This is a genomic window from Candidatus Enterococcus wittei (assembly GCF_002140175.1).
Lineage (GTDB): Bacteria > Bacillota > Bacilli > Lactobacillales > Enterococcaceae > Enterococcus_B > Enterococcus_B wittei.
Map to the genome: position 1 here is coordinate 213,423 of NZ_NGMO01000002.1, position 25,496 is coordinate 238,918.

Consider the following 25,496-nt stretch of genomic DNA (forward strand, 5'->3'; position numbering starts at 1 on the left):
TTGTGTGATTGATGTTTGCTTTTTCGTTCCATTATTTGATTGGCAGACTGATTTCGTTTTTTGTGAGACTAGAATACAAGGTAGGATATTTTTGCAAGTGAGATTTTCTTTGGACTGGCTTTTTTCTGCCTAGAGATGCGTAGAGGATTTGTATCAATTTGAACCAGTGCATGATCGACAAAAGGTGCATCTTTTCGTCTTTCAAGAAATGATTGAGAATGACATTCGCTAGGACAAGTTTTGCGTGACTCTACGAAATAGTTGGTTAGATCTATTGATAGAAATGTTGGATTTCCGGTGTATTTTACGGGTAAACAATATATATAAATACTTAGTAGAAGTTTTTGAATATCCTGTTAGCATGTCTAATTGCTAACAGCAGTTAGACGAGTGAGAAGAAGGCGAAGGAACTTAATAGAATTTATCTGATTTAGATAGTAGAACGGAAAGATTCAAAGAAAGGTAAGTGACAATGAAAAAATATTTACTAGCTGGTTGTATTTTATTATTATTTGGTACTTCGGCTTATGCAGCATCAACAGAATCAGTCTCTACAGCCATTCAATCCATTTTTAGTAAAAAAGAAGTTCGGGCGGATAGCAATGATAGTTTGTCGACCGAAAATCTAACATTAAATGAAATCACGACACACAAAAATGGGAATGACTTCACTACATTGATCGAAGCTAATTACATTGATGAACAGCAAGTTCAAAACCATCAAGAAACAATCGATGTTTTGGCTGAGCGATTGACGGATACCGATTTTCATGTGGTTTTGTCTTCATTTGGAAATGAACAGCTAGGTATAATTCCAGAATATGACGAACACACAGGTGAGTCATTTGATCGAATAAGATTAAGTGAAACGTATGAACGTTTACAAAAAGAAGGGAAAAGTTTTTTTGGTGCTTTCTTTACCGCATTTCCAAATGCGACACAAGAACAAATCGAAGAACATTTCAATGAACTGATTTTCACTGCAACGTATTTAGGAAATTGGTATGATGTAAAAATTGGTGAACATTCACTGTGGACTGCGATGTATTTTTATGGCGGTGAACTGACCACAGAAAAGCAATGGAGTATGGAGCATCTTTATACTTTTGCGGAAGAATTGAAAGCGAATAATTACGAAGCATTGCTAAGTAAAAATGTTAGGGATACCTTCAATAAAACTAAAGTTTATTCTTCTTTTACTGGTAAAGTCTACAGTGACTTGATCGAATGGTTTGTAGAAAAAGAAACGGGAAGCACCGATTATTCGGCTTGGTTTTATGATTATTTCAATGGAATCGTTAAAATTGATAGTGTATTAACTGAAACCGATGATGTAGGAATATGGAATAGAAGCAAATCATTAAAAGATAATTTGCCGTATTTATTGACTCAAAAGCCAGGCAGTAATCTGACATTAATCGAATCTTACCGCCTATTAATGTTTGTTTCAGGCACCGATAAAGAAAACGATATATTGAATGCGATACGAGTCATCAAGAATCAAGAAGCTTTGTTTTATCGGACGTATGAGGATAAAGAAGAAGTAGATAATGCCATTGGTCAAATCATTCTTTGGGCGCCTAACGAGAATTTATTAGATGAAAATAATGATTATAGTAGAAATCTCTTACTACCCAGTGAAAATTTCACTTCTCATGGTGGGAGTGGTGCGGTCGGTAGTTATCAGTTTATCGGACTGCAACGAAATGGTTACCATCCAGGAACGATTGCCCATGAGTTAGGCCATTGTATGGATAGATTGTTAAACGCAGGTAGTGAATTTTTGACGACTTATATTGATAACGTTTTTTCAAATCCTGGTGTCTATGTCAATATGTATGCAGATGGAGAAGCAGTCAAATTTAGTAAGAAATTTCCAATTAATGCGAATGTGGCCGATATTAAGGATAAGAATGATTTAGTGACAAGGACTAAAAATTCTGAAGATTTACTTTATGCATTGGATGCCGTAGTGGCAGATGTAGTCTTGGAAATGCCACTTTCCCAACAAATAAACTATATTAAAAAAGTGCCAATTGACGTGGATTCCGGATTAAGAACAGATACAGAAAACCAATATACAGATGCTGACGTTGAAGGAGCTTCATTAACTGTTGCTGAACTGGAGGCCATGAATCTTCGCAGTATCGATGATTTGATTGCTCACGGATTAGTGATCATGGAACCCAAAGATACTCAAAAAGATTTACTGGGAAATGGAGGACAAGGCTACGGGTCACCTCTCACCTATGCGAGTTACTTTTTAGCAAATGGGAAGTATTTGAATCACAGTCATCGGATCATTAACACAATAATAGCAGAAGAAGGCTGGGAAGGGTTTGAGACGTTCAATAATGCCCATACAGGTAACTGGAAAGAGGATGGCTCAGTTCCGTCCATCTATGCGCTAAGAACAGCTCTCAATGATCCTACTGTGACTTACCGTTCACTGACTCAAGAAAAATATCATGAAAATCGGGAAAAGCTTGGAAAGTATGGATTGAAAAATCTTACTTATGCAGAGCTTAAAAAAGAATTTGAAAGTAACATCGATGATTTTTATGCGAGCAAGCAGAAACTTTATAATAATCATCTTGCACTAACCAATTCATTTACTGAAGAGGCGTTTGGTTTTAATACATCATCAAGGGTAAACGTAGGTTCTTATAATGAATTGTATGATGCAGTTACAGCGAATCCAAAAGCAGAGATTTCTATCCTTCAAGATTTTACCGTCCCAAGTGATGCAAAAACTATGGATACTTTCGAAGGTGTGCTTAGAGGAAATGGGCACACGATCTCTAACGGTAAAATCAAACTTTTTTCTGGGTTGAATAATGCAACAATTGATTCACTTGTTTTAAAAGATTTTATGATTGAAGATCAGGAAACACATACAGGGATTTTAGCAGGGCAAGCAGAGAATAGTTCCATTCAAGATGTTCATGGTGTGAATAGTACTGTCTCAATCAAACAAGGCGTACAAATGGTAGCTGGGGGAATTGTTGGAGAATCTATAAATAATTCGATCACTAGAAGCTCTTCACAAGAAAATACGATTAGTGGGCGATTTGCTGGGGGAATCGTTGGCTATGGTGAAAAAACAAATATAAATAATTCTTATGTAAAGGGTGGCCTTGTTAGTGGAAATGGTTCAAGTGGCTTGCGTATTGGAGGATTTGCCGGAGGATTTGTTACAGGTAATTTAAATAATCTATATACTTCAGCCACAGTTAAAAATGGTCGTGGCTTTATTGGAAGCACCTATTATCCTTATACCATATCAATTACTGAAGCAAACGCCCTTGCTATCGGAAATGTGGATGAGGGTCAACTGAAATTTATGACAGAAGATAAGAATAGTAAAACTTATCAAAATAATTATGAACTAGATTCTGCGACTGGACTTTCCAGTACGTCAATGGAGCAACTGGATGTCAATGAAGTAACAGAGGAAACCTTAAAAGAGAAGGCTTTCTATAACGAACAACTAGGGTTGGATACAACCGCTATTTGGAATGCTGAGAAGGTCCAACAAGGAGAATTACCTTATCTTAGAAATTCTGATCCGAGAAATGTCGAAGGGGTCCAAGATCCATTATTATTTGAATGGGTCCAATCCATTGATGATCAAGCGACGAACATTGAAGGAAAAGTGAGTGAACAATCCATCATCACAGTTTATGATGAAGAACAGGAAATTGCGAAAAAAGAAACTGAAACAGATGGGCATTTTTCTATTCCAATCGAGCAGCTTATTGGAAAACATCATGTTAAACTTGTAGCTGAAACTGAGGAGAGACAAAAGGAATTTTACATGGAGGTCAAAGGATCTTCACCACAATTAACCATAAAAGAGGACTTAACTATCCCTGTAGGAGAATATGGCTTCAAGCCAGAGACATTTATTGAAAGTGTAACGGATCGTTATGGGGAAGAGAATTTAAGCTATGACATTGATACAAGTAATTTGAATTTTGGATTACCTGGAAAATATGAGGTCATGGTCACTGCGACAAACCCGATCGGAATGTCTAGTACAGTGAATGTACCAGTTACGATCAACGATTATAATTCCATTGTATTACGTGCTTATTTCACACAGGAAAGACTTCGACTTGCTCTACAAACAAGTGACCATAGTATCCGATTAGTAGCAAATAGTGCGATTGAATCAGCATTGGATAGTGGCGCAGGCAAATATTTGGATATCAGTTTATATGATCAAGCGGGTAAAGTGAAGAAGCAACTCTCACTTAATGCAGAAGACAAGCCGAATCAATTGCTTGCTCCTTTTGACAAAACACCTTATGAACAAGGTGATTTTCTTAAAATTTCATATACACAACAAAGTAATAAATTTCAATTTTACCAAAAGGGAGAAATTGAATTACCATTTGCTGCTTCTGGAAAAGAACAACTGTTTATTATTCAAAACGATGAACTTGTGCGTATCACCGATGATTTGGTCACCACAAAAGATCTAGCGGTAGAAGTCGGAAGTCCAATCGAATCAGAAGATTTTGTAACAACTATCAATGAGGGGCTAAAAAATGTAGACGTCAGTTATACATTGAAAAACACGTTTAATCCAGGAAAAACTGGGGAACAGAAGAATACGTTATCCGTTTCTGCTGGAGAACTATTTACCAAAGAATTGCCTGTCAAACTCACCTATGAATATGACAATAATTTGTCTATTCGGGCTTACTCACAACAAGAACGGTTCATTTTAGGATTAGATGAGTCGAGTCAAGCCATCCGGTTTGTAACGGACACGAGTCTTGATACGGTATTAGATTCTGGCACTGGAGAGTATTTAACCATAACGGTAATAGATAAAGAAGGTCAACAAAAATATCAAATGAAAGCCAATGCAGAAGATAGACCAAGTCAGTTGATTGCTAGTCTAGCTGGAAAAACATATGCAGATGGGGATCGCATTACTGTAGTCCATCGCTCAAGACAAAAAATTGGTTTGTATGTAGATGGACAACTAGAATTAGATTATGCAAATAGTCAAACAACTGAAGAATTTGTCATCAAAAATAACCAATTGATTATTAGGAATGAAAGCCAAGAACCATTAGTATTTGAGAAGTTAGATCCGATTGATGACCGTTCAACTAGCATTGAAGGGAAAATGAATACACAGTCAATGATCACAGTTTATGACGAGGAAAAACAAATTGCTAAAGCAGAAACTGAAACAGATGGGCAATTTGCTATTCCAATCGAGCCACTGGAAGGGAAACATCAAGTAAAACTTGTGGCACAAGCTGGTGATCAGCAAGAAGAAACTACCTTTGAGGTGAAAGGAACTGCACCGGATTTGACCATAAAGCAAGACTTGTCGATTCATGTGGGCGAATATGATCTTAAACCAGAAACGTTTATCGAAAGTGTAACAGATCGTTATGGAGAAGAGAATTTAACATATGACATTGATGCTACCAAGTTGAATCTAGGTTTGCCAGGGAAATACGAGGTTTCTGTTACTGCGACAAACCCGATCGGAATGACTAGTTCAGTGAATGTACCAATAACAATCAAGGACTATAACTCGATTGTCTTTCGTGGTGAGGGGACCGAAGAAAGACTACGAGTGGGGTTACAAACGAGTAATCAAGTGATTCGTTTAGTTGCAAATACGGATATTACTACAGTAATGGCTAGTGGTTCAGGGAAATATTTAGAAATTAGTCTATATGATCAAAATGGCAATCTGAAAAAACAAACATCAATCAATGCAGAAGATCAACCAGAACAGTTGGTTCGGCAGTTTGATGCAACACCATATGAACAAGGTGATTCACTAAAAGTTTCTTATGTACAACAAGAAAATAAATTACAATTCTATCAAGGAGGTAAAGTCATATTACCTTTTGATTCTTCTGGAAAGGAACAATTGTTTGCGATCCAACAAGATGAGATTGATCAAGATAGTGATGATGGCACACAAGATATCTATAAACGACCGATTGTAGATATTCCAGTTAAAGGCACATTGGGAAACAATATTGATCCAGAAATACCCGGTCCGACTTTCCCAGTAAATCCAGATTATATGATTTCAGTTTCAGTGCCTAATTCTGTGAGTTTTGCGGCAGTGAATGATGAAAACATCATATCTGGAACTCATACAATCAAGAATAACTCTTCTTTACCAGTCCGTGTAGAAGTAACCGGTTATCAGGGGAAAGCTCCAGAAGATTTTGAAACGATTGAAGAATTGTATATTGATGGACCTGGTTTAATGACAGATGGTGGAAATGAAGCGCATATTCCTGTCACAGATGAAAATGGTTTGGAAACCAGTGTTACAGGTGGCTTAATGGAATTAAGTGCAGGATCTACTACACCAACAGATCCAGAGGCAAATACAACTTTGGAAAACAATGGTTGGATTGCTAGCAGTAGTTTCGAATTTTCAGGAAAGGTAGATTCAACTGTATTAGTTGCACCAGCTACGGTCAAGCATGAATTAACATTGAAATTTACGCCATTAGCTCCGAATGGTTCAGATATGCCCGTAGATGGCGATGGGAATGTGATCATTCCTCAACCGTGATCTTCTTTTGATGAGAGACAAAGGGGCATTCATATCAGAAGAAGCATAAAGATTTATACCTACAAAAAGGTTAGATGAATAACTAACTTTTTTATAGGTATTTTTATAGCAAATTTTTTGGATTTCAGATAAATGATAAGAAAAGAATCAAGCAAACAATATAGATGATCATGTAGAGGAGGAAGTACAAAATAAACAAAAAATGAAATGACAAAAAATACAAGATAGAAATTTATCCTCAGTCTTACAAGTATAGTGAAAGCATAAAGTAACGATTAGATGAAATTATTTCAGGGGAGAATGGCTTCGCATCAAGCAAAAACATACAATTTTATTATAAATTATATAAATAGATTATTGGGTGTTGACTATATAGTTGCTCTATAGTTTATAGTAAACTTAGATATTAATAAAAAGGGAAAACTAATATGAAAATCAATAATCTATGTAAGTTGCATAAAATAACGAAGCATGGTATCAGATATTATGAAAGATTGGGGTTGATCACACCTAAACGTAAAAATAATGGCTACAGAGAATATCTATCAAAGGATATTAAAACATTGTCTGCTATCATGTTGTTTAGATATTTTAGATTACCTCTATCAACCATAAAATCCCTTTTAAATGAAAGGAATATCGATCAAACAATTCAAGCTCTTTCCCAAGAATTAAGGAGCATTCATTCAGAAATAAAAAATCTTGAAACAAAACGAGAAATCTTGCAAAAATATGTTGCTCACTTAGAGAAAACGAAGCAAATAAATACGAATAAAATCAACGTGATATATATAAAAAAGAGATATGCTGTTGTAAGTAAATATAGGACAACCAATCTAGATGATTCTTTTTTGGATTCTAAAAGATTGTTTCAAAAATGGTGTGGAGAAATCCCCATCAATAAATTTGGTCTAACAGGTAATTTTGTAGGGCAAGAGGATGGTTCATTTAATTATCAGTCGTTCTTTTTGATTGATAATAAAAACAATACAAAATCTCGAAGTATCGCAACTATCCCAGAGGGAATCTATGTCACTATGACATTGAACGAGCCGTTTGATCGAAAAAGAATAGCGAATCGATTGAAAGAATTTGCTGAACATAACGGTTATGAAGTGTCGAATACTTGTTTAGAATTTTATTTGGTTACTTTTTATGAGTCATCTGATTCGACCACTCATTTAACGCGACTTGAATTAAATGTCCAAGAAAAAAACAATTAAGTTAATCAACATGGAAATTATTAATATGATTAAAATATTTCACGGGGCCATTTCTGATACAACCAATATATAAATAGCATCTTCATCTAAAACCATAACTTTAAGTAAAACACTTACTGCTCGAGCATATAAAAAAAGGGGCAAATGAATTGGTTTTAGTGGGGGCTAAAACAGATCAAATTTTAAAAAGTGACACGACTGTGAGGGGATGGTTGAGCATCATGGGGAACGCTCAGCCGATCAATTATTTTTATCTCAATTATGATATTGTACTGGATAGAATAATTTTAGTTCACAGCAACGCTATCAAGAATTTTCAAAGTGAATTCAGACAATACGATGACTGTTAGTTCAGCAAGTGTCACGGGGCACTAGAAAAGTCATAAAAAATGATGGTAGTCTGGATGAATCACCTAGCTTAGTTCATAAAGAATTACTCCAATATTCTATGAAAGTGTTCCAGAAGTAATTTCTTCGGCTTAGTGGGGAGTAGTTACTTCTGGAATATCTGTTTTTTTGGGTCTAAGTGATTGAACCTCTTTGTCTTAATGACTAATTTGAGTTTAAATGAAGAATTTTAAAAAAGATGGTAACAGAGTTTAAAAGAAGGAACTATTACTTACGGTTAATCAATAGATAAAGGGAACTTTTTTCTTAGTTGAAATTAGTTTTTTTTATTCTCTTTGGAAAAAAAGGTATAACAAATAAACCACTACTATTTTTTGTCTTTTATTTGTTGGACAAATAAAAGTGAAGAAACAGGAATAATTTAGAATCTAAACTTAAATAATAGACTAGAATCTCAGAAATAAAAAAACATTCCTAAGGTTCTAGTCTATTTGTTGGTATTTGATACGTTCATCATTTGGACAAACGATAGTGATATCACCTATAATTCATATTTGGTTAAGAATAAACGATTACTACTCTTGCGTTCATTTATTCTACAAGTGTTTTATATTCACTATAGCCAGCTTCATCCATTTTTTCATAAGGAATGAATTTTAAAGCAGCGGAATTGATACAATAGCGTAACCCACCTTTGTCAGCAGGTCCATCGTTAAATACATGTCCTAAGTGTGAATCTGCTTCACTACTTCTGACTTCCACACGGTGCATCCCATGTGAAAAGTCGGCTTTTTCTTTGACTTCTTTTTTATTGATTGGCTTACTAAATGCTGGCCAACCACAACCCGCATCATACTTCTCTGCTGAACTGAATAATGGTTCTCCGCTTACGATATCTACATAGATCCCTTTTTCGTAAAAATCATCATAGGTTCCACTAAATGGCCGTTCGGTAGCATTTTCCTGCGTGACAGCATAAGAAATCGGTGACAAGGTCTCTTTTAGCTTTTCTTTATTTGTGTTTATTGGCTTATCCATCAAAAAGCCCCCTTTGTCTTCTAATAATACTGACAAAGATAGAAGAATCAAACAATCTGCTTTGTTTATCGTGAAATTTAAATTTTCCTTCTGCGGGCAAATTCTACAAAACGGAATTTATCTAAGCGATGAATCGATTCGGTATATTCGAAACATTGGGTATTTTCTAAATAGACTAGTCCACGAACGATGACTACATAAGGGTCATCGTGCAGATCCATAGCAGCTTGGATAGTAGGGGCGACTGGTTCCACGGTAATCTCTTTTTGGGCGTAAGCAATGGACAACTGTAATTCATTCTCAAAATATTCGTAAATAGAATTTTCAGCTTGTTCTTTTGTTAAAAGGGGGACGGTTTCTTTTAAAAGATAATCTCGGTCTAAAATCACGACCTCACCATTGATCTTTCTTTGACGTACTAAATGCCAGACAGGTGTTCCTACCTTCCACCCAGTAATCTCACTTAATTCAGGATCTACCAGAGATTCTTCGAGCGTGTGGACGATCGTCTCACTGGGGATATGTTGTGTTTGCTGAAGTTCTTTGTAACTAGTTAATCCGGCAATGGGAAAATCAAAGCGATTTCTGTCTAAGACAATAGAACCTTTGCCTTGTTTTTTTTGGATATAACCTTCTGTTGTCAATAAATTTAGGGCTTTGCGAATTGTTTCCCGTGAAACACCATAGATTTTAATCAATTGATTCTCACTTGGTAACAAGGTATGAGGTGGATATTCATTTTCAATGATTTTTTGCTCTAAATCTAAAAATATTTCGTTGAATTTATTCATTTTCTACTCCTTTTAATGAATATTTCATCTTTTGTTTATCCACTATACTACAGCTATAGATAGATTTCAATCTTCATAAAATTGTTATTTTTATCATCGCTCAGTTTTTTATAGCAAAGAATTGAAACCGTATTTTAATAATCGCTGTTTCGTATTTGTAAACGACGCCATTAAAATTTTGTCCATTAACATAAAACGCTTGCATTTTGTCTGAAAAAACAGTATAGTGTGACTATAAAACAACTTGTATACACAAGTTGAAGAGGAAGGAGCTTATTTTATGGGGAAGTATCAACAAGATGCCGAAAAATTATTAAAAGAAGTAGGCGGTAAAGAGAATATAGCTGCAGTCAGTCATTGTGCGACACGTATGCGGTTTGTTTTAAATGATCCGGAAAAAGCAAACGAATCAGCAATTGAAGATATTCCAAGTGTCAAAGGAATGTTTACGAATGCGGGTCAATTCCAAGTGATCATTGGGAATGATGTTTCCACTTTTTATAATGAATTTGTTGCTGTATCTGGTATTGAAGGCGTATCCAAAGAACAGAGCAAGGCGGTAGCTAAACAAAATCTACATCCTATTCAACGTGCAATTGCCGTGTTGGCAGAGATCTTTACACCTTTAATTCCAGCGATTATCGTGGGAGGATTGATTTTAGGTTTCCGTAACGTATTAGAAGGTATTCAATTTGAAAGCCTTGGTGGAACCATAGTAGAACATTCCACTTTTTGGAATGGTGTGAATGCGTTTTTATGGCTGCCGGGTGAAGCGATATTCCATTTCCTTCCAGTAGGGATCACATGGAGTATTGCTAAGAAGATGGGTACAACTCAGATTTTAGGGATTGTCCTTGGGATTACTTTAGTTTCACCGCAATTATTAAATGCTTATAGTGTAGCCACAACGGCTGCCGGGGATATTCCATTTTGGGATTTTGGCTTTGCACAAGTTCAAATGATTGGTTATCAGGCACAAGTAATTCCTGCGATGCTTGCCGGATTTATGTTGGCCTATCTAGAAATTTTCTTCCGTAAGTATATTCCACAATCTATTTCAATGATTTTTGTGCCATTATTTTCTTTATTACCAACCGTTTTAGCTGCTCACGTGATTTTAGGTCCAGTCGGTTGGACGATTGGTAGTTGGATTTCAAACATTGTCAATATGGGTCTAACTTCATCAATCAGCTGGCTATTCAGTGCTGTCTTTGGGTTCTTATACGCACCACTTGTTATTACTGGATTGCATCATATGACCAATGCCATTGACATGCAGTTGATTGCCGATTTTGGCTCTACGAATTTATGGCCGATGATTGCATTGTCAAATATTGCTCAAGGATCTGCGGTACTTGCCATTATTTTCTTACATCGTGGCAATAAAAAAGAAGAACAGATCTCGATTCCAGCAATGATTTCTTGTTACTTAGGGGTAACAGAACCAGCGATGTTTGGGATCAATTTGAAGTATGTATATCCTTTTGTCGCTGCGATGATCGGATCAGGATTAGCAGGGATGTTTGCAAACTTGATGGATGTGAGAGCCAATGCCATTGGAGTCGGTGGATTACCAGGGATTTTAGCGATTCAAATCCAAACTTGGCTACCATTTACGATTGCGATGATCATTGCTATTATTGTTCCTTTCGGCTTAACTGTAGTATTTAGACGTAAAGGGATTTTAAATAAAATCGATCCTGTTGCAGCAAATGAAGGTGTTTTGCAAACAGCAGAAGGAATCAGTGTGCAACCAGAGTCATTTGCAGCTGGTGATACAGCTACTGTCCAAACAGTGACAGAAGAATTATTTGCAGTAGCAGATGGTCAAATCAAAGCCATCAGCGATGTTGAGGATCCCGTGTTTTCACAAAAAATGATGGGAGATGGTTATGCGATCGTTCCTTCAAACAAAAAAATCTATGCACCAGTAGCGGGAGTAGTAACAAATGTTTTTGAGACGAAACATGCTATCGGTATTTTAACGAGAGAAGGCCTTGAAGTACTCGTTCATATGGGGCTAGATACTGTAGAATTAAAAGGAGCACCTTTTAAGATTTTCGTAGAAAAAGGGGAAGAAGTCACTCCGACCACGTTACTTGCTGAAATGGACATTGAAGCAGTCGTTCAAGCAGGTAAAAAAACTGATGTTTTAGTTGTACTGACGAATAGTGAAAAAGTGGCAGGTTTGTCCTTGGAAAAATCAGGAGAAGTCCATCACGAAGAAGCTATCGGACAAGCAACAATCAAATAACTCATAAAATCATACGAGCCTAGATCTGTGTCCAGATCTTAGGCTCGTATTTCAATATGGGCACCTCTTTTTTAAAAGAAGAAAGTATGCTACAATAATAGGAAAAATGGGAACGTATGTGTGCAAAAGAAAGAGGAGCTTTTAATGTATGAATATCTAAAAGGGATAGTGACTTTTATCAATCCTTATTATCTCGTCCTAGAAACACAAGGAATCGGGTATCAGATTGCTTTAGGCAATCCTTATCGCTACAGTGGTAAATTAAATCAGGAAGTAAAAATCTATGTTCATCAGGTGATTCGAGAAGATGCTCAGTTACTTTACGGTTTTGATTCTTTGGAAGAAAAGCAACTTTTTTTACGATTAGTCAGCGTATCGGGGATCGGTCCTAAAAGTGCCTTGGCGATCATGGCTAGTGAGGATCATTCTGGCTTGATTCAAGCGGTAGAATCTGGCGATGTCACTTATCTGACAAAGTTTCCTGGTGTTGGGAAAAAGACAGCACAACAAATGATTTTGGATCTGAAAGGGAAATTTGGCGAATTAAGTATCGACACGCCATTTACTTTGTTTGATGAAGCGAGCGCTCAAGATACCAGTGCGTTATCTGAAGCTATGGAAGCTTTAGCTGCTCTTGGCTATAGTGAACGTGAGATCAAACGGGTAGAAAAACAATTGAAGGAAGTCGAAAATCAGACAACGGACGAATACTTGAGACAAGCATTGAAATTGATGATGAAAAAATAAGGAGGGCGTAATATGACCGACGAACATCTTTTATCCCCTGAAACAGGCGAAAATGAATTTAGTTTGGAAAAATCCCTTCGCCCTCAATTACTCTCACAATATATTGGGCAAGATAAAGTGAAGCAAGAACTGCAGATCTATATTGAAGCTGCTCGAAATCGAGAAGAGCCATTGGATCATGTATTATTATATGGGCCTCCTGGGTTGGGGAAAACCACGATGGCAATGGTGATTGCCAATGAGATGCAGGTGAATATCCGCACAACAAGTGGACCAGCTGTAGAACGTCCAGGAGATCTAGTAGCGATTTTGAATGAACTTGAAGCAGGGGATGTCTTATTTATCGATGAAATCCACCGATTACCACGTGTAGCGGAGGAAATGTTATACTCAGCGATGGAAGATTTTTATGTGGATATCATGGTTGGACAAGGACCAACGGCTCACCCTGTTCATTTTCCTTTACCTCCATTTACATTGATTGGGGCGACCACACGTGCTGGTATGTTGTCAGCGCCTCTACGTGATCGCTTCGGCATCATTTCTCATATGGAGTATTATGATGAAAAAGACTTACGAGAAATTGTCTTACGTTCATCTGATATTTTTCAAACAGAGATCATTGCAGATGGTGCGTTAGAAATCGCTAGACGCTCTCGAGGTACTCCAAGGATTGCCAATCGGTTACTTAAAAGAGTCCGAGATTTTGCGCAAGTACAAGGTGATGGCAGAATCGATCAACAGATTGCTGACCGAGCCCTTACCTTATTACAAGTTGATCAGGCAGGATTGGATTATGTGGACCAAAAACTTCTGAAAACGATGATCGAGCTATACGGCGGAGGACCAGTAGGATTAAGTACGCTATCGGTCAATATTGGTGAAGAACGAGAAACTGTTGAAGATATGTATGAACCTTTTTTGATCCAAAAGGGATTTTTAAAAAGAACCCCTCGTGGACGGATTGCGACAGCTTATGCTTATGAACATTTTGGCTATGAATATCAGTAGAGTGATGGTGGTTATTTATGGCCGGATCATGATATAGTTTGAATACGTATCTTTTAAGTTGAAGGGAGGATTTTATATGGGAGAGACGTCACATACGAAACAATTGATTAAGCAAGTTTTGATAAATTTATGTGAACAACACTCTTTTCGTAAGATTAGTGTCCAGCAGATTGCACAGGAAGCAGGAATCAATCGGCAAACTTTCTATTATCATTTCACGGATAAAGTAGATTTACTACATTGGGTCTACTACGATGATTCTTTACATTTTTTAGAATCTGAGGCTCTTTCCTTAGATAACTGGGAAGAACAAGCTTTAAAGATGCTTAAGGCAATTGCAGAAAACAAAGAATTTTATGCAAGTACTGTTAGTTCTGAACAAGAAATCCTACAGAAACAGTTTACTGCCCTTATTCAACCTTCCTTTATTAAAATATTCGAGCAAATGGATGAAGAAAAACAGCTGACTGCATCGGATAAGCTATTTTATGCACGTTTCTTTTCTTATGGTTGTAGTGGTGTCTTGGTGAATTGGATCATCCAAGGTTATACAGAAACACCTTTAGAAATCGCAATGCAACTATTCCGACTAGCAAAAGATACAGAACTCTATTCTTATCGGTTATATGCAATGGAAGAGGAACAGGAAAATCAATAATCATACGTGTGCTATGCTCTTTTGTTATGATGGTGAAAAGGAGAGAATCTTATGACTAATGTTTTATTTGTTTGTTTGGGAAATATCTGTCGCTCGCCAATGGCAGAAGGTTTATTAAAAAAGCAGGTCGAGCAACAAGGATTGGCTGATCAGTTTAGGATCGATTCTGCTGCTACAAGTACTTATGAAGTGGGAAATTCGCCACATCCTGGTACTCAAGCGATTCTTGAAAAAGAACAGGTAGACACGAGCCAGATGATTGCCCGCCAAGTTCGTCCAGAAGATTTTCAGGAATTTGACTGGATTATCGGTATGGACCAAGCCAATGTTGCTGATTTGAAGCGAATCGCACCTGATAATGCTCAAGATAAGATTCATTTATTTCTAAGTAGTGTAGCGGGTAAAGAAGAACAGGAAGTACCTGATCCTTACTATACAAATAATTTTGAGGAAACCTATCAATTGCTTAATCAAGGTTTGGAAAATTGGTTAGAAATATGGAGAAAAACGTTTTAAAATAACATTGTTTTGTACTTGGTCAAAAGAGTTTAGACAAGCAAAAACAATCTATATGCTTGTTTTTTTAATGGGAATTAGGTAGAATAGTGTTAATTAAGTAACGCTTTCTAAGCTAAAGGAGGAGTACATTCGATGGACGAAGAGACAGTATCACCGATGAAGAAACTGACTAAGTTAGTGACTAACACCTCGTTTCAACTTTTTGATTCTTTTGTAAATGACACTGAAGAAAAGGCCGAGAATGTACGTTTGCAAGGAGAGTTTCTGCTCGAACTTCAAAAAGCAGCGGCACAGAATAGTTTAGTGATTCTACAATTACGAGAAAACCGTAAAAGTAATAAACATGAAACGATTGCTGGTTGGATCGCGACTAAAACAATCGAAAAAGATCGAGTAATGATCCGATTACAAAACAAAGAACAACAAATTCGAATTGTGCCATTTGAACAGATCGAGAAAATCACGAGTCTTTCACCTGCAGGAGAACAAGAAAGATTATCAAGATAAAGAAGTAATACAAACCGTCACAGTCGGTTATAAGGAAAAGAGAGGGGCATCAAGTCCCTCTCTTTTTTGATCTGTTCAAAAATGTGAGAAACCGAAAAAATTTTTTTAGACAAAAAAAGGTCCTGCTAGCCGGGGAGCTAGCAGGAAAGGAGTTAAAAATGAAAAAGTGTTGTTAGGGTTGTTTGTTGGTATGCTTATATACTAAAGGGAACTTGTGAATATTTTGTGACGAAAGTTTACGAAAGTTGTTAATTTTTTTTTGTGAAAAATTAAAGTGTCACTTTTTCCTTTTTCACAAAACTCCAGATAAGTCCGATGACAAAACCAATCACAGCTGGAGTAATCCACCCCATACCTAAAGAAAAGAATGGGAGATAGGCATTGGCAAAATCCAGTATGTGTTGGACTAAGGTTGTTTGTTTGATGCTATCTGGACAAGCATTCAATCCATCTACAATCGAGGCCAACAAAGTGAAGTAGGTCGTCATGCGATAGACACAAGTTCTTTGCTTAAACAATGGTCCGATAAGTACAAGTAAGATCAAAGTCATAGCTAGAGGATAAATAAACATCAATACAGGCAAGGAAATTTGAATAATGTTTGTCAGTCCAACATTCGCTACCAAGCAAGCTAAGAGACTTGTGGCGGTTACGAAGAAGAGATAGCTACCTTTTGGAAACAATTCAGTAAATGTTTCTGCAAAAGCAGTGATCAAACCAATTCCTGTTTTTAAACAAGCAAGAATCACAATCAATGCGAGTAAGATACTGCCATAAGTTCCTAAATAATGATCAGCAATTTGTGCAAGTGCGATCCCCCCGTTCTCACTCATAGGGAAACGGCCTAGACTCATCGTTCCTAAATAAGATAGTAACGTATAGATGATCCCCATCAAGATGACACTGATTGCACCAGATTTGATGGTGTCTCTTGCAATCTCAGCAGGTTTTGTCACACCCATATTACGGATCGTAGTGACGATGATGATACCAAAAGCCAACGCAGCTAATGCATCTAGCGTATTATATCCTTGGGTAAATCCTGTAAAAAAGGCTTGATCCTGATAATGAGGTTGTACAGGTGCTTGAGCAACTGAGCCAAGTGGTTTTATAAAGGCAAGTAACAGTAATGCGCCCAATAATAATAAGAAAACAGGATTTAAAAATTTTCCTACATAATCAAGAATTTTAGTAGGACGTTTCGATAACCACCATGCTGTAAAAAAGAATAGAAAACTAAAAATAGCTAGAAACAAAGTCTGGTGCTCAGCTGAAATAAATGGCGCCAAGCCAATCTCAAAAGAAGTGGTTGCTAAACGAGGTAAAGCAAAAAATGGACCAATGACTAAGTAGAGCAGAACGGTAAAAATCAATGCATATTTTTTATTTATTCGTTGAGCTAATTCATAGACACCAGATGTTTTAGAAACCCCAATGGCAATAACTCCAAGAAAAGGTAGGCCGATTCCTGTGACTAAAAATCCAAGATTAGCCCAAAATACCTCTGAACCAGCTTCCTGTCCCATGTGTACTGGGAAAATAAGATTTCCAGCACCGAAGAATAGTCCGAATAACATGGAACCAATAAACATATTTTCTTTAAATGATAGCTTTTTTGACATAGAAAACTCCTTTGTTTTTTATTTGTTAAAAGTATCAAAAAATACTATTAATTGCAACAATTTTCTGAAAATTATAGATTTCTGACTTATTTCTTCTCATACTTCCAACGATAGATTATCAAAAGACCAATAAACCATAAAGGGGTCATTAATAAAGCAATTCTAGTATCTTTCCCTAAGAATAAAACGATACAGACAAATGCCATATAAAGAAAGACAAGGTAGTTACTAAAAGGATAAAAAGGCATTTTGAATCCATGGGCTTTTTTACCAAGAATACTTTTCCGATACTTCAAGTGAGTATAAACTAGCATACTCCAGATAAATAAGAAACAAGTGGTAGCGATGCTACTGATTAGTGTAAATACTTGACTAGGCATGAAGTAATTTAAAACAACTGACAAGAAAATGATGATTGTAGAAAAAATCAATGCATTTCCTGGGACTCGGTGTTTCGTCAATTTTTTAAATTTTTTAGGCGCACTACCTTCTTGAGAGAGTGAACGTAGCATCCGTCCTGTACTGTAAATGGCGCTATTACAAGCCGAAGCAGCGGCACTTAAGACCACTACATTGATCAATGAAGCTGCGATGGTGATACCGATTTCTGAGAATACTTCTACAAAAGGGCTTTGATCCGCGTTCAAACTATTCCATGGGTAGATAGCCATAATGACAAAAAGAGAACCAAGATAAAAAAGAATGATTCGAATAGGGATATTATTGATAGCTTCTGGGAGTACTTTTTCTGGATTTTTCGTTTCCCCTGCTACTAGACCTACTAATTCAATTCCTGCAAAAGCAAAGGTCACCATTTGAAAGGAGAGAATGAAGCCTTTGGCACCTGTTGGGAAAATCCCTCCATGAGACCATAGATTGGCAACGCTAGCTACTCCGGCACTGGTTTTGTAATGGGTAATAATCATATAAGCACCAACAATAATAAAAGCGAGGATAGCTACCACTTTGATCAGAGCAAACCAAAATTCTAATTCACCAAACAGCGATACGGCCACCATATTCAATCCTAAGAGTAAAACTAAGGCAATCAGCTCGGGTAGCCATTGAGGCACACCAGGCGCCCAATAACGGACATACATCCCTATAGCTGTCAAATCCGCCATTGCAATAGCAATCCAACAAAACCAGTAAGTCCAGCCGGTAACAAATGCTGCCTTTTTTCCTAAATACTCAGCGATGAAATCTAAAAACGAATGGTTATCTGTATTTGATAATAAGAGTTCACCTAGTGCACGCATGATAAAAAAACAAATACAACCAGTAAGAAGGTAAGCCAATAAAATAGAAGGCCCTGCTAGTTGGATCGATTTACCTGAGCCTAAGAACAACCCTGTACCTATTGCTCCGCCAATGGAAATCAGCTGGACATGGCGATTTTTGAGGCCCCGCTGTAATTCTTGCGTTTCATTCATTTGAATCATCCTAACTAAAAAAATTTGAATTATCTCTTATCTTAAGAGAGTTTTTGCAAAAATACAACTTAGATACAGAAAATATTCAATTAAATTGCTGAAAAATAAGAAACATAAAAAAACCACTGCTGATCGAAATAAAATGGCTATCTCGAAGTAGCAAGTGGTTGTTATGTTAATACTACTTGAAGTTTTTTCCATGACCTTGATAAACGGTGTTCAAAAGACAACTCCTTCGATATTAAGTCAAACCTCGAAAAAATATGAAAAACTATTTTCTCGAGGTTGGTCTTAATACTTGGAGTTAAACGTCTTTTTCACAACCTTGATAAACGGTGTTCCCCCAGCTGTTCCTCGGCACTAAGCTAAAAAATCACAAAATATGAGAAGCTATTTCGTGATTTTCTAATCTTACTACTCGGATCAGAACGCTGTTGTCACGACCTGGATAAACGGTGTTCAAAAGACAACTCCTTCGATATTAAGTCAAACCTCGAAAAAATATGAAAAACTATTTTCTCGAGGTTGGTCTTAATACTTGGAGTTGAACGTCTTTTTCACAACCTTGATTAACGGTGTTCTCCCAGCTGATCCTCGGCACTAAGCTAGAAAATCACAAAATATGAAGAGCTATTTTGTGATTTTCTAATCTTACTGCTTGGATCAGGACGCTGTTATCACAACCTTGATTAATTATTTAAAATTCTTGATAGGAATTCTTTTGTTCGTGTTTCTTTAGGGTGAACGAAGATGTCTTCTGGTGTTCCTTCTTCGGCTACTACGCCTTTGTCCATAAAGATTACGCGATTGGATACTTCTTTAGCAAATTCCATTTCATGCGTGACGATAATCATCGTCAATCCTGTGTGGGCTAAATCTTTGATCGTATTCAACACTTCACCGACCATTTCAGGGTCAAGGGCAGAGGTTGGTTCATCGAAGAGCATGACGTCAGGATTCATTGATAGAGCGCGAGCAATGGCTACCCGTTGTTTTTGTCCACCAGATAATTGAGAAGGTTTTGCTTCGATATAACGTTCCATACCGACTTTTTCTAAATTTTCGATTGCGACACGACGGGCTTCTTCTTTGTTTCGTTTTAGAACTGTCGTTTGTCCAGACATACAATTTTCTAAGACATTCATATTACTAAAAAGGTTAAATGATTGGAAAACCATTCCTACGTTTGTCCGATATTTTGGTAAGTTGTATTTTGGGGCTAGGACGTTTTCGTCATTATAGATGATTTCGCCGCCTGAAGGTTTCTCTAATAAATTGATACAACGTAAAAAGGTTGATTTGCCGGAACCAGAAGAACCGATAACAGTTACTACTTCGCCTTTTTTGATTGACATGCTAATATCTTTTAAGACTTCGTTTTCGCCAAATTTTTTACTTAAATGTTTGATTTCAATGATATTCTCACTCATCGTTCTTCCTCCTTATTCCTGTAAGTTCGCATTGTCGACTTCTTCGATTTTTGTATAAGCGGATGGTCCATCGATTTTCTTCTCAACAATACGTAGGATTCTGGTGATCGTGAAAGTCATGACTAAGTAGATCAGACCGACGATCGTAAATGTTTGGAAGAACTGGAAGTTTGCACCAGATGCTGAGTTCCCTTGGAAGAATAAGTCAGCTACTCCGATAACACTCAGTACTGCAGTGTCTTTGATATTGATGACAAATTCATTACCAGTCGCTGGTAAGATATTACGTAAAACTTGTGGAATAACGACTTTACGCATGGTCTGACCATGAGTCATACCGATGGCTTGTGCGGCTTCAAACTGACCTTCATCGACCGCAAAGATCCCACCACGAACGATCTCAGTCATGTAAGCACCTGTATTGATCGAAACGATAAATAAAGCAGCAATCGTACGGTCAAGTGAGATACCAAAGGCTAATGCTAATCCGTAGAAGACAACCATGGCTTGAACCATCATTGGTGTTCCACGAAAGACTTCGATATAAACGGAAAGTAAGAAATTCGCTAGTTTTTGGAAGAAACGGGTAACAGGATTCTCAGACTCAGGAATGGAACGGAAGACACCAATCAATAATCCTAGAGTTGTCCCTACAACGGTACCAATCAGAGCGATAAATAGAGTCAGTCCAGCACCACGCAAGAACATATTTCCGTATTGTTTCCAAATCGTTGTAAAATCGTGAAGTAATCCTGTATCTTCTTCACTGCCACCAGTAGAGGCAGGTTGATCTTCAATTGCTTGATCCATGATTGCGGTACGTTCGTCTTCGGAAATACCACTTAGTATTTGATTTACTTTTTGAATGTCAGGATCGCCTTTACGCATACCAACAGCGATTTGAACATCTTCAGGATTTGTTTGGAAGCCGTTTGCTTCATCTAATTCGAGCATTTTCAAGTCTTTGTTGACACTTGTTGCAGTTACACCTTCTGGGCGTTCACTGACATAGCCGTCGATCATGCCAGAAGCAAGTGCGGTACGCATCGCAGAAAAATTATCCATTGCTTGTTGTTTGTTGACACCAGGGATTTGGTCAATCACATTGTAATGGAAGGTGTTCAATTGAGCAGTAATCTTTGCACCTGAAAGATCTTCCAAACTTTTAGCATTCGCGAATTTGCCGTCTTTTTGGACAATAACGACTAATTGCGACTCATAGTATGGATCGGTAAAGTCGATTTCTTTTTTTCGCTCAGCCGTAGGACTCATCCCAGCGATAATCGCATCGATCTTTCCAGATTGAAGCGCTGGAGCTAGTCCATCCCATTTTGTTTGAACGATGACTAAATCTTTACCCAAGCCATCGGCTACTTTCTTTGCTATTTGTACATCATACCCACCAGCATAGCTGTTTTGTCCTTGAATGGGTAATGCATTATTTGCATCTGTTTGTTGGGACCAGTTGAAGGGAGCATACCCAGCCTCCATTCCTACCCGAAATTGATCATTCGGTGTTTTATCGTCTGCATTTACAAGATTACCGACACTGAAGATTGATAAAATAAATGCTAAGATTAGAGTGAGTGTAACTGAATTTTTTTTCATCTGTCTTTCTCCTTTTTTTTTATCACGCACGAGATAGTTCTATAAATTGCTGAAAAATGACTGACAGAACTAATGTCCGCTCAACTACTTTGAAGGCATTCAAAGAGTTTTTACACGAGTGGTCGAATATAATGCGTTGCAGCTGCTTATCAGGAGGAAATAAAAAACGACCGCTTTGTGGGTACAAAAGGGCCGCTAAAATTTCATAGAGTGATAAACCTCTCACAAAACATAGCGCAACTTAGCATCACTGCTAAGACAGTCCGCAAGCTCTTAACTTGCGTCCCAACATACTCTTCAAGCAAAAAAGAGCATATTTCGGCGATCCTCCCTAGTCCTGTTTCGACATGTTTGCTTCACTCCACAGGGTTAATGATTCTCGCGACCTCTACCTCATTGATTGAGGCATCTCGTATTCAGTTATTTATACAAAAAGTAGTATACGTCAAGCAATTTGCTTTGTCAATTAGAAACGATTGTTATTATTAGAAATAGGAACAAATAAAGAAATGTTTTGATAATCTCCTTTTTATTACAAGAAAAATCAAATAAACTATTTCTCCTAAAAAAGAATAATTATTCATTTTTTCGAGGGGTTTTTAAAAGAAAAATAACATGAAAAGAGAAGTCGATTCTTCCTACTTTTCTCTTAAAAAAGAATACAGCGCCTTCAAAAACATTTCTGAGGGCACTGCATCTATTTTTCTTGGTAAGAAAGCATTTATTTATGCTACCGATTTTTTAGGTTCACGACCTAAAATGGCTTGTAGGATGATCGAGACTCCATAAATCGCTAAAATCAAGTAAATCAAGCTAGAGTACTGAGTGACTCCCCAGCCCCAAGTGCGATAAACGACTAGAGTAATTGCTAAAACAATTGCTGCAAGTACATTGAAAAATGCAAATGCCCATAGATTCCCATTTTCTTTACGAGCCAAATAAAAGATTGAAAAATATATACTTAATGCTAACCAAGCAATACATGCTAAAATAACGCCCCAATAAATCAAGAATGCTACCATATTGATTCACCTCACTTTTCCCTTTGATTCAACAGATCATTCGTATTGTAACACGTTTTCATTCGTTTGTCAGTGATGTTTGTGAGGATTTTCTCAAAAAAATTAAAATCGTTTGACGTTCGATTATATATGCGTTTTACTTATTTTCGATTATAATTAGAGATAAAAGAAGAGAGGTGATTTGAATGAATACAGACCCAATAGAAGAAGCTGCAAATGAAATCATTCAATGTTCAAAACTCACTTTTTTAACAGGAGCTGGGGTGTCAACCCCGTCTGGTATTCCAGATTATCGTTCACTATCGGGTGTATATCAAGGGATCGAACGCCCTGAATATTTATTAAGTGAGCAAGCATTAGTGCATGAGCCAGAAAAATTTTATTCTTTTATCAAAAATCTCTATCATCCCACAGCCGAACCTAACATTATTCACTTGGAAATGGCGAAAATGGCAAAGAAAAAAGAGGTGTGGGTGGTTTCTCAAAACATTGATGGATTACATGAAAAAGCTGGAAGCCGACAACTGGTGAATTTTCATGGGAATTTGTATCATTGTTATTGTCGGAAATGCTATAAGCAAGTGGACTGGAAAGACTACTTGAAAAGCGATAAACATCTAGAGTGCGGCGGACAAATCCGACCCAATGTTGTATTGTATGGAGAAGGTTTTCAGGAAGAAGTGATCAATGAAGCAGCATTTGCTGTTAGTCAAGCAGAATTGATTGTCGTCATTGGGACGAGTTTTCAGGTTCATCCATTTTGCGATTTGATCCAATATAAATCTCCTAATGCTAAACTTTTAGTTATCAATCAAACACCCGTCTATCTTTCAGATGAGCATACGTTTGTTCAAGCAGATGGTGCAGAAGTATTCAAAAAAATATATGAATTAGGAGCAGACTATGACAATTAAATCAGAAAAAGAGAAAATGATTGCTGGGGAATTATATTTTGCTGGTGATCCTGAATTAGTGGCGGATCGAAAATTTGCACGCAATCAAAGCAAGATGATCAATCAGGCTGAAACAAGTGAGTTGCGCTCGCAATGCATCAAAGAAATATTTGGACGGACTGGCGAAAAGATTTACATGGAACCGATGATCAACTTTGACTACGGTTATAACATTTTTGTTGGGGAGAATTTTTATGCGAATTTTAATTGTACTTTCTTAGATGTTAGTACGATTGAAATCGGTGATAATTGTATGTTTGCACCGAATGTCCAATTGTATACAGCTACCCACCCTTTACATCCTGTTAAACGAAACAGTGGGTTAGAGTATGCCAAGCCGATTAAAATCGGAAACAATGTCTGGCTGGGTGGTGGTGTAATCATTACACCAGGCGTAGTCTTAGGAGATAATGTCGTCGTTGGTGCTGGTTCAGTTGTCACGAAGTCTTTTCCGGACAATGTAGTCATTGCTGGAAATCCAGCCCGCATCATCAAAACAATTGATGAACCTTCTGCTACAGAATCATTAGAAACATTAAGGGGAACGATTGACATACTGGATCAACAGATCGTAGGATTACTTGAGAAAAGAATGACCGTAGTGTCGAAAATCGGTCACCTTAAAGAAACAACAGAGCAAGAAGTTTATGATGAGAAAAGAGAAGAACAAATATTAGAAAAAGTCGGTCATTGGATCAAGCAACCCGCTTATACTGAGGCAATTCAATCAACTTATCTGGATATCATGAAGCATTCTCGAGCATATCAGAAAAATAGGATGAAGGAGCAATACGATGATTGAAGGAGAAACACGTAGAAAAGAAATCATGCAAACGTTGGTGAACGAAGAAAAGCCAGTCAGTGCGAGCAAATTTGCTGCTCATTTTGGGGTAAGTCGTCAAATCATTGTTGGTGATATTGCATTACTACGGGCAGCGGGCGAAAATATTGTCGCTACTGCAAGAGGATATCTTTTGGAAACAAGTGAATCTCAAAAAGGTCTAGTGAGCAAAATTGCTGTCCAACACACAAAAGAGCAGACTGAAGAAGAACTGCGATTAATCGTTGAACATGGGGGCGAAGTTTTAGATGTCATTGTCGAGCATCCGCTATATGGAGAGCTAACTGGGATGCTCCATATCAAGACAGAACAAGATATCCACTCTTTTATCAAACGTTATAAAAAAAGTAAAGCTACGTTATTATCTGAGCTGACTTCAGGCATCCATTTGCATACGATCCGCTATCCGGACAATTACACGTTAAAGCAAATAAAAAAAAGCTTAGCAGGAGCAGGGATTTTATATGAAGGAATAAAATAAAGTGATGTTGGAAGATACACAAACTAATCTTACAATGATTTAGATTTTTATTTCCGTTTTATTATGCACTACACCCACCTACATTGTTATGGATGGGTGTTTTTTATTTATTTAAAAATAAGTGTTTTATTTTCTTTCCAAGAATTCGATATATTTATAGAAAATAAAAGTAAATGGCTACGTAATATAGAAAGGAAAGAATCAAATATGAATCCAGGATTTGAAGGATCACCCCAACGACCAATGAATCAGAAATTAAAACAAATTTTAATTTTTGGAGAAGGGGAAGCAAAAGAACAGTTAGCAGAAAAGCTAGATAATCTAGTGTATAGAGAGGAATTTCTCCCTTATGATCCTAAAGTATATGTGGAAACCATTTTCAACGCTTTAACGAGTCTCGATTTTAGTGATCATGCAGTGGGTAACGCTGATTTTTTCA

At 37.1% G+C, this 25,496-nt stretch carries 19 protein-coding genes and 1 riboswitch; of the genes, 12 read left to right on the forward strand and 7 right to left on the reverse strand.

Annotated features, from left to right (window positions below):
• The first annotated feature begins 472 nt into the window (after positions 1-472).
• On the forward strand, positions 473-6,571 hold the full coding sequence (locus A5844_RS05405) for a ZmpA/ZmpB/ZmpC family metallo-endopeptidase (protein WP_086284246.1): 6,099 nt from the start codon (positions 473-475) through the stop codon (positions 6,569-6,571).
• Positions 6,572-6,999: 428 nt separating this feature from the next.
• Positions 7,000-7,794 carry a MerR family transcriptional regulator gene (locus A5844_RS05410; protein ID WP_086284247.1) on the forward strand — a complete coding sequence of 265 codons (795 nt, stop codon included), beginning with the start codon at positions 7,000-7,002 and terminating at the stop codon, positions 7,792-7,794.
• Between the two features lie 939 nt (positions 7,795-8,733).
• On the opposite strand, the gene msrB is transcribed toward A5844_RS05410, so the two are convergent.
• Together msrB and treR are read right to left on the reverse strand one after the other, a co-directional pair.
• Positions 8,734-9,180 (reverse strand): peptide-methionine (R)-S-oxide reductase MsrB, encoded by a 447-nt coding sequence (gene msrB, locus A5844_RS05420; protein ID WP_086284249.1) that lies wholly within the window; start codon positions 9,178-9,180, stop codon positions 8,734-8,736.
• A gap of 77 nt (positions 9,181-9,257) precedes the next feature.
• Positions 9,258-9,971, reverse strand: coding sequence for a trehalose operon repressor (treR, locus tag A5844_RS05425; RefSeq protein ID WP_086284250.1), 714 nt, complete (start codon positions 9,969-9,971; stop codon positions 9,258-9,260).
• 280 nt (positions 9,972-10,251) lie between these two features.
• Here treR and treP point away from each other — a divergent pair, with 280 nt between their 5' ends.
• From treP to A5844_RS05455, 6 genes are all read left to right on the forward strand, one after another.
• On the forward strand, positions 10,252-12,225 hold the full coding sequence (gene treP, locus A5844_RS05430; protein ID WP_086284251.1) for a PTS system trehalose-specific EIIBC component: 1,974 nt from the start codon (positions 10,252-10,254) through the stop codon (positions 12,223-12,225).
• A 144-nt stretch (positions 12,226-12,369) separates the two neighbouring features.
• On the forward strand, positions 12,370-12,972 hold the full coding sequence (gene ruvA / locus A5844_RS05435) for a Holliday junction branch migration protein RuvA (protein WP_086284252.1): 603 nt from the start codon (positions 12,370-12,372) through the stop codon (positions 12,970-12,972).
• A 12-nt stretch (positions 12,973-12,984) separates the two neighbouring features.
• The gene (gene ruvB / locus A5844_RS05440; RefSeq protein ID WP_086284253.1) at positions 12,985-13,983 is read left to right on the forward strand and encodes a Holliday junction branch migration DNA helicase RuvB; all 999 of its coding nucleotides are present in this window, start codon (positions 12,985-12,987) and stop codon (positions 13,981-13,983) included.
• Positions 13,984-14,059: 76 nt separating this feature from the next.
• Positions 14,060-14,641, forward strand: coding sequence for a TetR/AcrR family transcriptional regulator (locus A5844_RS05445; RefSeq protein ID WP_086284254.1), 582 nt, complete (start codon positions 14,060-14,062; stop codon positions 14,639-14,641).
• A gap of 51 nt (positions 14,642-14,692) precedes the next feature.
• Positions 14,693-15,157 (forward strand): low molecular weight protein-tyrosine-phosphatase, encoded by a 465-nt coding sequence (locus A5844_RS05450; RefSeq protein ID WP_086284255.1) that lies wholly within the window; start codon positions 14,693-14,695, stop codon positions 15,155-15,157.
• A 135-nt stretch (positions 15,158-15,292) separates the two neighbouring features.
• Positions 15,293-15,667 (forward strand): hypothetical protein, encoded by a 375-nt coding sequence (locus tag A5844_RS05455; RefSeq protein WP_086284256.1) that lies wholly within the window; start codon positions 15,293-15,295, stop codon positions 15,665-15,667.
• Between the two features lie 269 nt (positions 15,668-15,936).
• On the opposite strand, the gene brnQ is transcribed toward A5844_RS05455, so the two are convergent.
• The 5 genes from brnQ to A5844_RS05480 form a co-directional block, all read right to left on the reverse strand.
• Entirely contained in the window at positions 15,937-17,289 is a 1,353-nt protein-coding gene (gene brnQ, locus A5844_RS05460; RefSeq protein WP_086284257.1) for a branched-chain amino acid transport system II carrier protein, read from the reverse strand.
• 86 nt (positions 17,290-17,375) lie between these two features.
• Positions 17,376-18,722, reverse strand: a complete 1,347-nt coding sequence (locus A5844_RS05465; RefSeq protein WP_086284258.1) for an amino acid permease — start codon at positions 18,720-18,722, stop codon at positions 17,376-17,378.
• 689 nt (positions 18,723-19,411) lie between these two features.
• Complete coding sequence (locus A5844_RS05470) at positions 19,412-20,152, reverse strand: amino acid ABC transporter ATP-binding protein (RefSeq protein WP_086284259.1); 741 nt, start codon at positions 20,150-20,152, stop codon at positions 19,412-19,414.
• 12 nt (positions 20,153-20,164) lie between these two features.
• A complete protein-coding gene (locus A5844_RS05475) occupies positions 20,165-21,760 on the reverse strand; it encodes an ABC transporter permease subunit (RefSeq protein ID WP_086284260.1) in 1,596 nt (531 codons plus the stop codon).
• Positions 21,761-21,984: 224 nt separating this feature from the next.
• Positions 21,985-22,159, reverse strand: a riboswitch (Lysine riboswitch).
• Between the two features lie 326 nt (positions 22,160-22,485).
• Positions 22,486-22,782: a hypothetical protein gene (locus tag A5844_RS05480; RefSeq protein WP_086284261.1), complete on the reverse strand. Its 297-nt coding sequence runs from the start codon at positions 22,780-22,782 to the stop codon at positions 22,486-22,488.
• 185 nt (positions 22,783-22,967) lie between these two features.
• Here A5844_RS05480 and A5844_RS05485 point away from each other — a divergent pair, with 185 nt between their 5' ends.
• The 4 genes from A5844_RS05485 to A5844_RS14200 form a co-directional block, all read left to right on the forward strand.
• Entirely contained in the window at positions 22,968-23,696 is a 729-nt protein-coding gene (locus A5844_RS05485) for an NAD-dependent protein deacylase (RefSeq protein WP_086284262.1), read from the forward strand.
• Positions 23,686-24,537 (forward strand): chorismate mutase, encoded by an 852-nt coding sequence (locus A5844_RS05490; RefSeq protein WP_086284263.1) that lies wholly within the window; start codon positions 23,686-23,688, stop codon positions 24,535-24,537. The genes A5844_RS05485 and A5844_RS05490 overlap by 11 nt, the downstream gene beginning before the upstream one ends.
• A complete protein-coding gene (locus tag A5844_RS05495) occupies positions 24,530-25,057 on the forward strand; it encodes a transcription repressor NadR (protein ID WP_086284264.1) in 528 nt (175 codons plus the stop codon). The genes A5844_RS05490 and A5844_RS05495 overlap by 8 nt, the downstream gene beginning before the upstream one ends.
• 96 nt (positions 25,058-25,153) lie before the next feature.
• Positions 25,154-25,496: hypothetical protein (locus tag A5844_RS14200; RefSeq protein ID WP_218776168.1), on the forward strand; the 343-nt coding region annotated here is incomplete at its 3' end.

What these genes read in the sequence shown, in the direction of transcription:
- A5844_RS05405 (WP_086284246.1), top strand. Translation starts at nt 473, where the DNA reads ATGAAAAAATATTTACTAGCTGGTTGTATTTTATTATTATTTGGTACT.
- A5844_RS05410 (WP_086284247.1), top strand. Translation starts at nt 7,000, where the DNA reads ATGAAAATCAATAATCTATGTAAGTTGCATAAAATAACGAAGCATGGT.
- msrB (WP_086284249.1), bottom strand. Translation starts at nt 9,180, where the DNA reads ATGGATAAGCCAATAAACACAAATAAAGAAAAGCTAAAAGAGACCTTG.
- treR (WP_086284250.1), bottom strand. Translation starts at nt 9,971, where the DNA reads ATGAATAAATTCAACGAAATATTTTTAGATTTAGAGCAAAAAATCATT.
- treP (WP_086284251.1), top strand. Translation starts at nt 10,252, where the DNA reads ATGGGGAAGTATCAACAAGATGCCGAAAAATTATTAAAAGAAGTAGGC.
- ruvA (WP_086284252.1), top strand. Translation starts at nt 12,370, where the DNA reads ATGTATGAATATCTAAAAGGGATAGTGACTTTTATCAATCCTTATTAT.
- ruvB (WP_086284253.1), top strand. Translation starts at nt 12,985, where the DNA reads ATGACCGACGAACATCTTTTATCCCCTGAAACAGGCGAAAATGAATTT.
- A5844_RS05445 (WP_086284254.1), top strand. Translation starts at nt 14,060, where the DNA reads ATGGGAGAGACGTCACATACGAAACAATTGATTAAGCAAGTTTTGATA.
- A5844_RS05450 (WP_086284255.1), top strand. Translation starts at nt 14,693, where the DNA reads ATGACTAATGTTTTATTTGTTTGTTTGGGAAATATCTGTCGCTCGCCA.
- A5844_RS05455 (WP_086284256.1), top strand. Translation starts at nt 15,293, where the DNA reads ATGGACGAAGAGACAGTATCACCGATGAAGAAACTGACTAAGTTAGTG.
- brnQ (WP_086284257.1), bottom strand. Translation starts at nt 17,289, where the DNA reads ATGTCAAAAAAGCTATCATTTAAAGAAAATATGTTTATTGGTTCCATG.
- A5844_RS05465 (WP_086284258.1), bottom strand. Translation starts at nt 18,722, where the DNA reads ATGAATGAAACGCAAGAATTACAGCGGGGCCTCAAAAATCGCCATGTC.
- A5844_RS05470 (WP_086284259.1), bottom strand. Translation starts at nt 20,152, where the DNA reads ATGAGTGAGAATATCATTGAAATCAAACATTTAAGTAAAAAATTTGGC.
- A5844_RS05475 (WP_086284260.1), bottom strand. Translation starts at nt 21,760, where the DNA reads ATGAAAAAAAATTCAGTTACACTCACTCTAATCTTAGCATTTATTTTA.
- A5844_RS05480 (WP_086284261.1), bottom strand. Translation starts at nt 22,782, where the DNA reads ATGGTAGCATTCTTGATTTATTGGGGCGTTATTTTAGCATGTATTGCT.
- A5844_RS05485 (WP_086284262.1), top strand. Translation starts at nt 22,968, where the DNA reads ATGAATACAGACCCAATAGAAGAAGCTGCAAATGAAATCATTCAATGT.
- A5844_RS05490 (WP_086284263.1), top strand. Translation starts at nt 23,686, where the DNA reads ATGACAATTAAATCAGAAAAAGAGAAAATGATTGCTGGGGAATTATAT.
- A5844_RS05495 (WP_086284264.1), top strand. Translation starts at nt 24,530, where the DNA reads ATGATTGAAGGAGAAACACGTAGAAAAGAAATCATGCAAACGTTGGTG.